Consider the following 13,435-nt stretch of genomic DNA (forward strand, 5'->3'; position numbering starts at 1 on the left):
CTCCCTAACTTTATTTATATAAAGAATCCCCCTTAGTTTTTAAAAACTAAGGGGGATTTCTATTGATTAATTATTTCCGCCAAATTTGCGGGCGGTTGTTTTGCCAAGTTAATTGAATGTCTGTCTCGAAGAAAGCTGACAGGGTCTGTTCAGATAATAACTCATCCTTGTTTCCCGAACGATAGACTTTCCCCTCTTTAAGCATTAAAATTTTATCAAATAACGGCAGAATTTCATTGACGTGATGCGTGACATACAAAATCGTTGGTGCATCTGGTCTTGAAGCAATCCGCTCAACAGCGTCAAGTAGTTTTTCTGTCGCTAAAAAATCTAATCCATTCGTTGGCTCATCTAAAATCAGTAACTTAGGCTGTCCCATTAATGCTCGAGCAATCATCACGCGTTGTTTTTCACCTTGTGATAACGTATAATAAGCCCGATTTGCGTAATGAAAACAACCGAGATCTTTTAGTAGCTGTTGCGCTCGAGCTCGCATTTGATCAGTTGGTGTCTCATATAAACCAATCGAAGCGAATCCCCCACTTAAAACGATTTGATAAGCACTATCCGAGTCATAAAAACGTGACTTAATCGTTTGAGAAACTAAACCAATTTCTTGTCGTAACTCTTCCCCTAGAGGATCTTTGCCAAACTTTCTTCCTAATACTTCAATCGATCCCTGTGCTGGAAAGTGATATGCGCTGAGCATATGTAATAAAGCTGTTTTTCCAGCGCCGTTTAACCCAAGCAAAACCCAATGCTCTCCTGCTTTAACTTGCCAATTGATTTGATCTAAAATCCATTTTCCTTGTCGAATCAAACCAATATTTTCTAAGTTAATCATCATCTAATCCCTCCACCATTCCAATACATCTATTATCGCTCATTTATTTGAAAAGTTCGAGTATTTCGAAAGTCTAATTCCTTCGACTAAAGTTGGTATCCTTCTTAAATCAGAAAAAAGCAAGTGATACCTAGAAATAGTTATCACTTGCTTTTTTATTTACAATCTAACCTAATACTGCACGGTCGCTGTTGAGTTGCTGACCACGAATACGCTGGAATTCATGGAGCAGTTTATCAATTGTTAGTGCCTTCTTTTCAGCACCAGAAATATCTAAAATAATTTGCCCCTTATCCATCATAATTAATCGATTACCTAAATCTAATGCTTGCTGCATATTGTGAGTAACCATTAATGTCGTCAACTCTATTTCTTTGACAATTTTCTTCGTTAAATTCGTAATTAACTCTGCCCGCGATGGATCGAGTGCAGCAGTATGTTCATCTAATAATAATATATCCGGGTTAGTAAATGTCGCCATTAATAGTGAGAGTGCCTGACGTTCCCCACCAGACAATAAACCGACCTTCATGTTTAAGCGATTTTCCAAGCCTAAATTCAATGTTGCTAATGTGGATTGGAAAAATGAGCGACGATTTTTATTAACACCTAATTTTAAGCTGCGATTTTTCCGCCTTGAATAGGCGATCGCTAAATTTTCTTCAATTGTCATCGTTGGTGATGTACCTGCCATTGGGTCTTGAAAAACACGGCCAATAAAGCGAGAGCGCTTATATTCTGGCAAAGCCGTCACGATGTTCCCATTAATCGATACATGACCAACATCAGGAAATAAACTACCAGAGATCACATTCATAACCGTTGATTTACCCGCACCATTACTGCCAACGACTGTAACAAAATCACCTTTGTTTAAGTTTAAGTTAATCTCCTCAAGAACGATTTTCTCATCTGCTGTTGCTTCATTAAAGGTCAATGAAATATTGCTCAACTCCAACATGATTAAGCGCCTCCCTTCAAGCGTTGTTCAAGCTCTAGGCGTTTAAGCTTTTTGCGTTTTGTTTCTTTATGACCAGTCACTAATTTAGGAACAATTAAAGCTGCGATAACTAAAATTGATGTAATCAGCTTCATATCTCCAGTATCTAAAAATGGTGTTCTCAGTGCCAATGTCATAACAATTCGATAAATAATTGCACCTACAATAATTGCTAGCGTTGTGCGGGTAATTGTTTTTGTCCCAACCACTGACTCACCAATAATAACTGAGGCAAGACCAATCACAATCATTCCGATCCCCATGTTTAAGTCAGCAAAACCAGCATACTGCGCATAGAGTGCACCTGAAACCGCAACTAAACCATTTGATAAACCTAAACCGAGGATTTTTAAGTGATCTGTATTAGCTGAAAAGCTTCGGATCATATTTTCATTGTCACCGGTCGCTCTTAAAGCCAATCCCAATTCGGTTTTTAAAAGGTAATCGAGCACGAGCTTAATCACAAATGTTACGATCAACATAACGATTAAAATCCCCCACGTTCTCGGCACGCGATCTAGGCCAATACTGTTAAGTAAGCTACTAATCCCACGATCAATACCTAATTTTGACCAGCCATCGACAAGCTTAGTAAACAGTGTTTGTTCATTTAATAGCGGAATATTTGATTGCCCCATAATTCTTAAATTAATCGAATACAAACCTGTCATCATTAAAATCCCTGATAGTAATGGATTAATTTTACCCTTCGTATTCAAAATTCCCGTTAACCCACCTGCAATAAAACCAGCCAATAAAGCTAGAAGTGTCGCCATAATCGTCGACATTCCGTTCGAAATTGAGAGGGCGGCAACTGCTGCACCCGTAACAAAACTCCCATCAACCGTTAAGTCTGGAAAATCTAAGACACGAAATGATAGGTAAACACCGAGCGCCATTATCGCATAAATAACTCCCGACTCAACTGCATTAAAAATTGAAATAAACACAACGCTTTCTCCCCTTCTTTGCCATCACAATATCTGTTTTAAAATCGACTATTCATCAAACCTAAATCACAAGGATAATTGGTTGATTTTATTCAGCCGCTTCGTCCCAGTCTGCATGCCACTCAACCTCTTGAGCTTCCGCCGCTGACCGATTAATAAATAACTCCATGTTCGGTGGATATTCGACAGTTAGATCTGATGGCGTTTTTGCTTCAGTTAAAATTTCAACTGCCATTTCACCAGATCGATAGCCGATTGTATAGTAATCAATTCCAAATGTTGCAAAACCACCTCGTTCTAATGAATCTGGTTCGCCAACAATCAATGGTAGCTTCTGTTCATTCGCAACCGCTACAACTGTTTCCAGGGCAGATACAACCGTGTTATCTGTCACGATATAGATAATGTCAACTTCACCAACTAATGATGTTGTTGCTTGCTGTACTTCAGCTGACGTTGAGACCGTTCGCTCAACAACGCTTAAACTCGTTCCTTCTGCCGCTTCATTAACGTGCTCAATTTGAATCACTGAGTTTTGTTCACCTGCATTATAAACAACACCCACTCTCGAGCCAGGGAAATAAGTTTCGATAAAGTTTACTGTTTCAATAATTGCATCTGGATGCATATCCATTACCCCAGTAATATTACGGTCTGCTTGATCCAATGATTCAACAAGTCCCGCTTCAAGCGCGTCAGTTACAGATGTAAAAACAATCGGGATCTCACGAGTTGCTTGCAGTGCCGCTTGTGCACTTGGCGTTGCATTGGCAAAAATCAGATCAACATCATCTGCAACAAAGTTTTGTGCGATCGTTGATGTGTTACTTTGATCCGCTTGCGCATTCCTTAAATCGTATTCTACTTCTAAGCCAGCATCTTCAATTGCTGCTTGAAATCCTTCATAAGCCGCATCTAATGAGGGATGTTCAACAAACTGTGACACACCGATTTTGTAAACAGTTCCGTCGTACGTTTCCTTTGATGACGACACACCATCTGAATTACCAGTTCCACACGCTCCTAAAATAATTAATGATAATAACGTAAAAATAATTGCTCTTAATCTATGCTTTCTCATTATCAAACGCTCCTCTAATCTGATCTTATTTTAATTTTCTGAATTTAATGAGAGTTATTATACCATACTTTAGCGCCTTACTGGACAGTTTTATTAAGAATCTTTTTAATTTTTTATTAATTCAGTTTTCAACTAGAAATTTTAACAAAAAGCCACCTTTACAATCATCAAGATCTAAAAGTGGCTTAATTCTTCTTAAGTTAATTTAATTCGGTCCGTCTGTTGGAGTTCGGGAATTGTTCCTGTACCTAAACCGAACATCGCCATTTGCAATTCAAGTTCTCGTGTCGCCATCATCTGACCAGCTGCTTCAGCTGATTTAGTTGCATCTTTTAATAGTGATCGAGCAAAGCCAACATAGTCTGCTCCTAAAGCTATCGCTTTTGCAGCGTCGACACCTGTCTTCATCCCGCCACTGGCAAAAACAGAAGTGTTTTTGACTGTGTCTTTAACCGTAACTAAACTCTCAACTGTCTCAATCCCCCAGTCAACAAAAGCTTCAGCAGCTTCTTTCCTAATCGGATCATTCGATCGAAGCTTTTCAACTTGACTCCACGACGTTCCACCAGCACCAGCAACATCAATAAATTGAATCCCGACATCATGTAATCTTTGAGCCGTTTTACCATCGATTCCCCAGCCAACTTCTTTAACCCCAACAGGGACATCTAATGCCTTCACAAGCTGTTCAATTTTAGGTAATAACTTTTCAAAATTCGTGTCACCATTTGTTTGAATCACTTCTTGGATTGAATTCAAATGAAGTACGAGTGCATTTGCTTCTGTTCGATCAATAATCTGTTGGCATTTTTCCAATGTAAAGCCATAATTTAATTGGACTGCACCTAAATTCGCAATGATTGGAATCGTTGGTGCAAGATCCCGAACTTGAAACGACTCACTATATGTATCATTTTCAATTAGTGCCCGCGTTGAACCTAAGGCAAAGACCCAGCCCCTCTCCTCTGCTGCAGTGGCTAAATTCCGATTAATCGTTGTTGCCTCTTCTGAGCCCCCTGTCATCGAGCTAATTAAAAATGGCGTTTTAGTCTCTTGTTTAAAAAAGTTTGTTGTTAATGAAATTTTATTAAAATCAATTTCAGGTAATGCGTTATGAATTAACCGGACTGATTCCATCCCTGACGTAATACCTTCTCCTGCCACCTGATCCGTTAAACATAAGGTAATGTGTTCTGCTTTTCGTTGATTAATTTGATCTGCCATCTTGTTAACCCCTCATTCAATATTATTAAGACCGATAATTCGTTTCGCTACTTATAACTGTATCATATTTAGTGTAGTGATTAACAGTTTTCAAACTAGAGTTATTCGTCAACATCTTAATATGATAAAATATAATTATCAAAAATTATTGGAGCTGACTGTAATGAAAGAAAAACTTATTAACCGCTTTACATCATATGTGAAAATAGATACCCAATCGAATGAGGATAATCAGGCATGTCCTTCAACTGAGGGGCAGTGGATTTTAGCAAAACAATTAGTTGCAGAACTAAAAGAGATTGGTATGGAGGAAGTCACGATTGACGACAATTGTTATGTGATGGCAACATTACCTGCCAACACAGAAAAGCAAGTTGAAACAATTGGTTTCTTAGCACACCTTGATACCGCGACTGATTTAACCGGGAAAAATGTGAGCCCACAGATTGTTGAAGATTATGATGGTAGAGACATTGTGCTTAACAAAGAGAAGCAGATCATTTTAAAACCAGCTGACTATCCAAACCTGAAAAATTACCAAGGACAAACATTAATCACAACTGACGGAACAACATTGCTCGGCGCTGATAATAAAGCAGGTATCGCTGAAATTATCACAGCAATGGATTACCTAATTAAACATCCAGAAATCAAACACGGGAAAATCCGAGTCGCATTCACACCCGATGAAGAAATTGGTCGCGGACCACATAAGTTTGACGTTGAAGCTTTTCAGGCAGACTATGCTTACACTGTCGATGGTGGACCATTAGGCGAACTACAATATGAGAGCTTTAACGCAGCAGCAGCAAAGATCACGATCAATGGAAATAATGTTCATCCAGGTACAGCTAAAAATAAAATGGTTAACTCGATCAAATTAGCGATGGCATTTCATTATCGTTTACCAGCAGATCAGGCACCTGAGTTTACAGAAGGATATGAAGGTTTTTATCACTTACTATCCTTAACCGGAGATACCGAATCATCTAAACTCTATTACATTATTCGTGACCATGATCGAGAAGCTTTTGAACAAAAAAAGCAAACGATCAATCAGCTAGTTGATGAGTTCAAACAAAAATACGGTGACCGAGCAATTCATTTAGAGCTGGCAGATCAATATTATAATATGCGTGACAAAATTGAGCCTGTCCGTCACATTGTTGATATTGCTGCTGATGCAATGAAGGAGTTGGAAATTGATCCTGTCATTGAGCCGATTCGCGGTGGTACAGATGGCTCCCAACTATCGTATATGGGCCTACCAACGCCTAATTTATTTACGGGTGGGGAGAATTTCCATGGGAAGTTCGAATTTGTTTCAGTTGATCATATGATAAAAGCGGTTGAAACGATCGTGAAGATTAGTTCAATGTATGAAGAACGCGCAAAGTAGGATGCATAAAAAACAGTCTAGCTCAGTAATAAATGACTAGACTGTTTTTAATTTTGTCCACAGGTTATACAATTATTATCCACAACCAACCAATGCATTTAGTTAGCTTACGTTGACTTACCCACGTAATCCACAGGAGGGAATAGAGTTATCAACAAAGGATTAGTTGTTTTTATTATCAGTAACGTTGCATAAAAAAGTTAAGATAACATCTAGTTATGTGATTAGTTCTAGGTAAGAGGTTCACACTCGCAGCTGAGAGATGTTTCGCTTTCCTACGGGCAGGTGTTTATGGTGGGACGAGTAATCGCAGTCCCAAGGCTTGAGCTAACTTTGCCAAGCAAAACCCACTTGTCAAAGTGGATCTCAAGCTCTTGCTTTTCCCGTGGGAGTCTACACATCTCTCAGCTGCTAAATTGTATCTTTCATGCGTTGAATTGCAAATGATCTTTTTTATTCTATAGGAAAGCAGACATTAGCGTAGGGAAAATATGAAGACACCTGCGGGAATAGCGTGAGCCGAAGATCCACTTGGGGGAATGTTAGACTAAGATCGCCACGTCGTGTGGCAACGTCTAACTGACCCACATCCTGTGCGCCCGAGGCACGCCCGCGGTAAGCGAAATATTTTCCCGTAGCGGTTGTATTGATCGATCAATATCCGTTATCTCAAACCACAATGCTAAGACTTGACTTAGGAAAGAAAAGTTTATGCAACGCTACTGTTTTATTATTGATAATTGAAATTTTGAATCTTTACCTGCCTCTGGTAATTTTCTTACTTCGTCCATCAGTTGTTCCCTCCCTGAGTGAATGATTAAACAGAACCTAGACTATAGAAAGCTTTCGGGCACTGTTGATTACTCTAATTGTTTTTTTAAAACTACAATTTCATCAATATCCAAATGTGAGACTTTCTCGATTAATTTTAAATCGATTCCTTCTCTAAGCATCTCGATTACCATCTCTTTTTTAGCGATCTCCTTCCCTTTCTCTTCATAAGAAATTGGAATCTCAAAAATTTGATCTGCTTCTGGTAATTTGCTTATTTCGTCCATCAGTTGTTCCTCCTCTTGTTCGGTTAGTTTTAAATAGGATTCGAAAAATCCGTAAATTAAGCGTTGTCTAGCTGGATCGAGCTCCATTCTTGTAATCATTCGTAAAAATTCCTTTTTAACTTCAATCCGTTCTTCTTCTTGATAACCCATTTCACTAAGCAATGCCGCTGCGACAGGATTATCTGAGCGAATATAGTCACGCCAATTCATTTTTCTTAAATGTAATGTCAGGTAATGAAAGGTAAGGACATGGAAAAAATCAAATTCAATCTTGTACTGGTTTTCTACCGGCTGGCGGTCGTGACTGAAAATTGCAATCGGGATCATTGGTTTTCTGTACTTGTTGTAGAGCATACTAAAGTAATGATACATTCGCTCGTTAAAGTCGGGTTGCTGATAGCTTTGGGGTTCGATGTGAACAATAATCACCACATCGGTTTTTTTCAATTTTGTTTCAATCACGAGATCGAGTCTGCGCGTATCGCCATCAAGCATGTTTGTGTAAACTTCCTCCGATAATGGCTTAACTCTCCCAAAATCAATTGCTTTGTGAATCTCAGGAAAGAACACTTCGAGAAATTCTTGAAAAAATGTTTGAATTAATTCTTTGTACAGTTGGTCGTGTTTTGTGTAGGTCAATCGTGATGGGGGTTTTTCTTGGATCAATAGTGGCAGGACTGCCATGAAATCACATCCTTGTAGGTTTTGATGCGAGGTCTAAGGTGTAAGTTCTAGCTATAATATAGCACCACTTTAATGAATAATCAATTCGTTAATCAGACAAATTTTTGACTACTTTATGCTAGATTGTGTCACAGAAGATAAACTATGTTAAAGTAAAATTAATTACTAAAAACAGTTGGTGGTCATGATGAAGAAACGAATACTCTTAATAACTATATTTTTTATCAGTATCTTTGGATTATTGAATTTTGTTGCAGAAGATAATCAACCTCTTGCGAGTCAATTAATCGATAATTCACAAAGAACGATCGAACATCGAATTTTTTCCGATCATTTAATTAAACGTTTTTGGAAATTAACAGATATTGAACTTGAAGCAAGCTCTGTTATTCTGATCGATGCAGAAACGGGACATGTGATTTATCAAGAAAATAGTGAACTGTCTTTACCAACTGCTAGCATGGCAAAGATGATGACTGAGCTCGTTGTATTAGAAGCGATTGAAGAAGGCCAGCTAGATTGGGATACTCATGTTTCTATTAGTGATTATGCTTATTACATCTCACATCATCCTGGTTATGCTTCGGTCGATCTCGAACAGGATCGAACATACACAGTTGAAGAGCTTTTTCATGCAATGGCAATCCATTCTGCTAATGGGGCAACAATTGCACTTGCTGAAGCAGTGAGCGGCAGTGAAACTTTATTCGTTCAACAAATGAATCTCCGAGCAGAGGATTTGGGATTAAGTGCATCTAAATTTGTTAATAGTACCGGACTGGACAACGAGCATCTTGGCCAATTTTTCTCGGTTGGAACAGTTGATGATACGAATCATATGTCAGCCCGAGACCTTGCTACACTTGCCAGACACTTAATCAACCATCATCCAATTCTGTTAAAGATAACAAGTCAATCTGAATATTTAGCGAATGACCAAGAATATATCAATACGAATTTAATGTTATCAGATTTTATCCCTTATCAAGGAGTCGATGGTTTAAAAACAGGCTACACCGATTTGGCAGGCTATGGTTTTACAGGTACTGTTGAGCAGAATGGTGTCCGATTTATTTCTGTAGTGATGGGAACTGAATCAGTTATGCAGCGCTTTATAGAAACCGAAAAACTTTATAATTATGCTTTTAATCATTTAGATAAGCTAATGATATCCTCAAATAATTAGTAAATAATGAATCGTTTAACCCCCTGTCTACCAATAAATAATCGATAGACAGGGGGGATGAAAGAGAACCACTCTTATTTAACTTACTATTCAGCCAACATTTATATTAATTGTCTCTCAATTAATATAAATGATTATCAACACTGTTATCCACATAATCAAGCTATATTTTACAGTTATCCACGACTTTATCCACATTATCCACAAAACAATTACACAAGTTATCCACAACTTGATCATTAATAAGAGCCTAGATTGCTCAAGTTAAGTTGTTTTAATTAACAAAAGCTCTTCGATAATAGGTAATTTGTTTTTAATCTCCGTTAATAAAAAATCATCGACAAAATGATCAACTTCGCAAATTGTAATGGCGGGTCCTCCGATCGTTGAGCGTTCATTTAGCAGTCGAGCAATATTAAAACCATTTTGATAAAGTAAACTTGTTAACTCAGCGATGACTCCGCGACTATCTTTATGTCTTAATACGAGTGTTGGTTGCTCGCCACTAAATTTAAGCGGATAATGATCGATCTCTTGAACTTCAACTTTTCCTCCGCCTATGGAACTTGCTAGTAACTTAATTTTTCTTGACTCACCAGCCAATTCAATTAAAACTGTATTTGGATGATAACTTCCCAATACACGTGTTGTGAATGAATAAATTAGCCCGTGCTGTTTAGCAACTTCCTTAGCATTTGGAATTTGTTCATCCATTGTCGTTAAGCCAAGGACACCCGCCAACAAAGCAAGGTCAGTCCCGTGTCCTTGATAAGTTTTTGCAAATGAGCCCATTAAAGTAAATGTAACAGACTTAGGCTTTTCGTTTAGAAGTTGATAAGCAATATTTCCAATTCTTACAGCTCCAGCTGTATGGGAGCTTGATGGTCCGACCATAATCGGCCCTACGATGTCGTAAGCACTATTGTATTTTACTGGTTCATTATCATGTGCGTTTTCTCTGAATACCTGTTTTTTTAACTTCTGACCAGTCAGTGTTCCCGCTAGTCCACCAATTCCGGTTTCTCTTAGTGATTCCGGCATCTCTTGACCGACTTCATGCATGACTTGGATGACTTCATCTGGTGGAATGATACTTTTAACTCCAGCTAAAGCCATATCTGCTGCAGCCTGAGCTGTGATCGCATGTAGCCCATTCCGATAAATGCAAGGTATCTCAACTAAACCAGCGACAGGATCGCAGACTAAGCCTAGTGAATTTTTCAAAGCGATCCCTACCGCATGGCCAACTTGGGTTGGCGTACCACCCGCTAATTCAACGAGAGCACCTGCGGCCATTGCAGTTGCCGAGCCAATTTCGGCTTGACAGCCACCAGCAGCACCCGAAATTGATGCCTTGTTAGCAATAACTAATCCTAATGCTGAGGCAGTGAACATCGCTTCAATAATTTGAGTTCGGTTGAATCGATCGCTATCCAATGCTTGAACAAGAACGGCTGGTAATATGCCCGCTGATCCTGCAGTAGGGGTAGCGACAATTCGTCCCATTGCCGCATTCACTTCTGAGACAGCCAAAGCATTAGCAGCTGTATGTAAAGTCGTTGATGCAATAAAAGGGTGTTTATTTTGTGCATAGTTAAATAGCCTGTGTCCATCGCCACCTGTTAATCCAGTGCGAGATTGAACAGATGTTAATGTTCCTTTTCGAACAGACTCTTCCATCACGTCAAATTGATTCGCCATTTTTTCAATAATGGCCTCTTTTATTAGACCCGTTTGTTTAACTTCTTTTTCAATCATTAAGCTAGCAATTGTCGTTTGCTGCTTTTCTGCCGAATCAATGATTTCAGCTAAGTTTGTAAAAGTCATGCTGTCACTCCTATGTGTACAATCTCTCGATTTTTAAATAAAAATTAAGCCACACTTAACAAGAGGATAATCCCCAACAATAAAATAAAAAGATATAACAGTTTTTCGAATCGATGAATCGGGATCCGTAAGCGAATCGACTTGCCGATTCGGTGCGCCAAATAAATCACCGGTAATGATGCCAGATAGAAAACAAACAGATCTCTCGTCCACAAGCCACCTAATGCTTGTCCTAAAACGATGAAAAGACTCGATACGATAAAATGGCTTTGGAGTGTGCTATGAAAAGTTTTCATTTCTAAATCTCTAAACGTTCCATAAACGACGATCGGAATTCCATTCATATTGTATGCACTGCCTAATGCGCCTGAGAGTAGTCCAAAAGGAAGCGGCAGTAACTGACTCCCTTTCCACCTCTCCGGTAATTCTAAATGATATCTTTGTTTAATCAATGAATAGATTCCATAAATGATCAGGAAAACACCTAAAATTTGTGTCACATTTTCTTGTGGAACCTCAATCACCAGATAAAGGCCGATCGGTATCCCAATCATCGTACTACTTAAAAGAAGTAGGAGAATCCGCTTATCAATATATTTCCACGCTGAAAAGATCGCCATTAGTCCGACAGAAAAACCGGTTAAACCAATTAAAGAAATAGCTGTATTAATTGGTAACGGGAGTAATGCCAATAATGGCATTGAAACAACTGAATCCCCAAAGCCAAATGTCGATCGTGTGAGAGAGCCTAAAAAGACGACTAAAACAACTAAAGTAATCAATGTAAAATCCATCATACATACCTTTCTCATAACAAAAAAGCTAGTCACGTTGCTAGCTTTTCCACTTGATTTAATCCAATGATTCGTGTTGAATCAAGTAATGATACAATGCGCCATATAAGTTAGCCGCACTATTGAAATGACACGTGACGATATTTGGAGAAGCGACATGGTGTGGGTTCTCTGTTACGATTAACTCAACGGCAGCTTTAATCCCTTTAAGGAAAGCTGGTTGCACACTAACACCACCACCAAGCGCAAAGATTTCTGGGTCAATAATATACTGTAAGTTAAGAATTTGGACAGCAACATTTTTACAAAACCAATTAAAAACCTGTAATGCTTCCGGATCTTCAGCATCGATATATTTAAATGCACCAATTCCATCATTTTCTTCTAAACCTTTTAACTCAGCAATCTCATTTACCATATCAGAAGCTGAACAAGCTGGTCCGACAAACTCAGCATGATTCTTTTCATGACTGAAGCTCTCCATCACATAGCTTTGTTCGCCCGCTTCTAAATTTGCTCCTCGATAAAGCTTACCGTTAATAATAATCCCACCACCTACTCCAGTACCAAGAGTTAGGATCACACTATGTTGATAATCTTTAACACTTCCTTGCCATCTTTCAGCAAGTGCTGCACATTTGCCATCATTCTCAATTGAAACTGGCACACCACATTTGTCACTTAACATTTGAGCAATGTTTTTTTCATGTAGATAAGTAAGAGCTCCACCATGATAAACAACACCTGACTCAACATCAATCGTTCCTGGGCAACTAATCGCTATCCCTTTTATCTCTTTAGTTGACTGATGATAAACTTCTGCCATTTTTTCAACTAAAAATTCTGCACTATCGTAAGGTGTCTTAAATTTCCCTTGTTCGACAATTTCACCAGTCCGTTCCATCCAAGCATACTTAACAAACGTTCCACCTATATCTAAACCGAGGTACATCTTAACAAGCCTCATTTCATTATGTTCTTTGTCTTTATTATATCGTTAAGTCGATGTTTTTTATAGTGCAAATGATTGATTAGAAAATAAACTATTCACTTCTTTTTGGTGCAATCCCTTTTATCAGTATTTCTGTCCATTCCTCTGTATATGGGACAATTTTTTCGTATATTTGTGGATTTGAGATTCCCTCAACTGTTGCTTGAAAATAAAGCAATAAAAATTCATCAGAATATTTTAAATCAACCTTTCCCTCTTTTCGGCCCCGATGAAATAGCTCTAACATCATTACATCCTAGATTATTCATAGCCCAATCATAAAACCTGAATAAACCGCATCAAATCAATTAAAAATAACCAATCAATCTTTCACTAATTAAGTGAAAAGGAGCCCGATCTTTGATATTGTATAAGTGTCTAAACAAACACAAATCAA

At 38.4% G+C, this 13,435-nt stretch carries 13 protein-coding genes; 3 read left to right on the plus strand and 10 right to left on the minus strand.

Annotation, left to right across the window (positions count from 1 at the left end; translation table 11 throughout):
* Window positions 1-70: 70 nt before the first annotated feature.
* The 5 genes from ABD814_RS07415 to fni form a co-directional block, all read right to left on the minus strand.
* Window positions 71-847 carry an ABC transporter ATP-binding protein gene (locus ABD814_RS07415; protein WP_344911814.1) on the minus strand — a complete coding sequence of 259 codons (777 nt, stop codon included), beginning with the start codon at window positions 845-847 and terminating at the stop codon, window positions 71-73.
* A gap of 163 nt (window positions 848-1,010) precedes the next feature.
* The gene (locus tag ABD814_RS07420; RefSeq protein WP_344911815.1) at window positions 1,011-1,805 is read right to left on the minus strand and encodes an ABC transporter ATP-binding protein; all 795 of its coding nucleotides are present in this window, start codon (window positions 1,803-1,805) and stop codon (window positions 1,011-1,013) included.
* A 2-nt stretch (window positions 1,806-1,807) separates the two neighbouring features.
* Window positions 1,808-2,794 carry an ABC transporter permease gene (locus ABD814_RS07425; RefSeq protein ID WP_344911817.1) on the minus strand — a complete coding sequence of 329 codons (987 nt, stop codon included), beginning with the start codon at window positions 2,792-2,794 and terminating at the stop codon, window positions 1,808-1,810.
* Between the two features lie 88 nt (window positions 2,795-2,882).
* Entirely contained in the window at window positions 2,883-3,875 is a 993-nt protein-coding gene (locus ABD814_RS07430; RefSeq protein ID WP_344911819.1) for an ABC transporter substrate-binding protein, read from the minus strand.
* 195 nt (window positions 3,876-4,070) lie between these two features.
* The gene (gene fni / locus ABD814_RS07435) at window positions 4,071-5,099 is read right to left on the minus strand and encodes a type 2 isopentenyl-diphosphate Delta-isomerase (protein ID WP_344911820.1); all 1,029 of its coding nucleotides are present in this window, start codon (window positions 5,097-5,099) and stop codon (window positions 4,071-4,073) included.
* Between the two features lie 163 nt (window positions 5,100-5,262).
* On the opposite strand from fni, the gene pepT reads away from it, so the two are divergent.
* Complete coding sequence (pepT, locus tag ABD814_RS07440; RefSeq protein ID WP_344911821.1) at window positions 5,263-6,498, plus strand: peptidase T; 1,236 nt, start codon at window positions 5,263-5,265, stop codon at window positions 6,496-6,498.
* 860 nt (window positions 6,499-7,358) lie between these two features.
* On the opposite strand, the gene ABD814_RS07445 is transcribed toward pepT, so the two are convergent.
* Window positions 7,359-8,240: an RpnC/YadD family protein gene (locus ABD814_RS07445; protein ID WP_344911823.1), complete on the minus strand. Its 882-nt coding sequence runs from the start codon at window positions 8,238-8,240 to the stop codon at window positions 7,359-7,361.
* Between the two features lie 187 nt (window positions 8,241-8,427).
* Between ABD814_RS07445 and ABD814_RS07450 the strand changes: the two genes are divergently transcribed.
* A complete protein-coding gene (locus ABD814_RS07450; protein WP_344911824.1) occupies window positions 8,428-9,426 on the plus strand; it encodes a D-alanyl-D-alanine carboxypeptidase family protein in 999 nt (332 codons plus the stop codon).
* Between the two features lie 57 nt (window positions 9,427-9,483).
* Window positions 9,484-9,669, plus strand: coding sequence for a hypothetical protein (locus ABD814_RS07455; RefSeq protein WP_344911825.1), 186 nt, complete (start codon window positions 9,484-9,486; stop codon window positions 9,667-9,669).
* A 21-nt stretch (window positions 9,670-9,690) separates the two neighbouring features.
* Here the strand turns inward: ABD814_RS07455 and sdaAA are convergent, their stop codons facing one another.
* The 4 genes from sdaAA to ABD814_RS07475 form a co-directional block, all read right to left on the minus strand.
* Window positions 9,691-11,253 (minus strand): L-serine ammonia-lyase, iron-sulfur-dependent, subunit alpha, encoded by a 1,563-nt coding sequence (gene sdaAA / locus ABD814_RS07460; protein ID WP_344911827.1) that lies wholly within the window; start codon window positions 11,251-11,253, stop codon window positions 9,691-9,693.
* Between the two features lie 44 nt (window positions 11,254-11,297).
* A complete protein-coding gene (locus ABD814_RS07465) occupies window positions 11,298-12,050 on the minus strand; it encodes a sulfite exporter TauE/SafE family protein (RefSeq protein ID WP_344911828.1) in 753 nt (250 codons plus the stop codon).
* Window positions 12,051-12,105: 55 nt separating this feature from the next.
* Entirely contained in the window at window positions 12,106-12,999 is an 894-nt protein-coding gene (locus ABD814_RS07470) for an ROK family protein (RefSeq protein ID WP_344911830.1), read from the minus strand.
* A 91-nt stretch (window positions 13,000-13,090) separates the two neighbouring features.
* Window positions 13,091-13,285, minus strand: coding sequence for a hypothetical protein (locus ABD814_RS07475; RefSeq protein ID WP_344911832.1), 195 nt, complete (start codon window positions 13,283-13,285; stop codon window positions 13,091-13,093).
* Window positions 13,286-13,435: the final 150 nt, after the last annotated feature.

It is taken from the genome of Amphibacillus indicireducens, assembly GCF_039539605.1.
Classification (GTDB): Bacteria; Bacillota; Bacilli; order Bacillales; family Amphibacillaceae; genus Amphibacillus; species Amphibacillus indicireducens.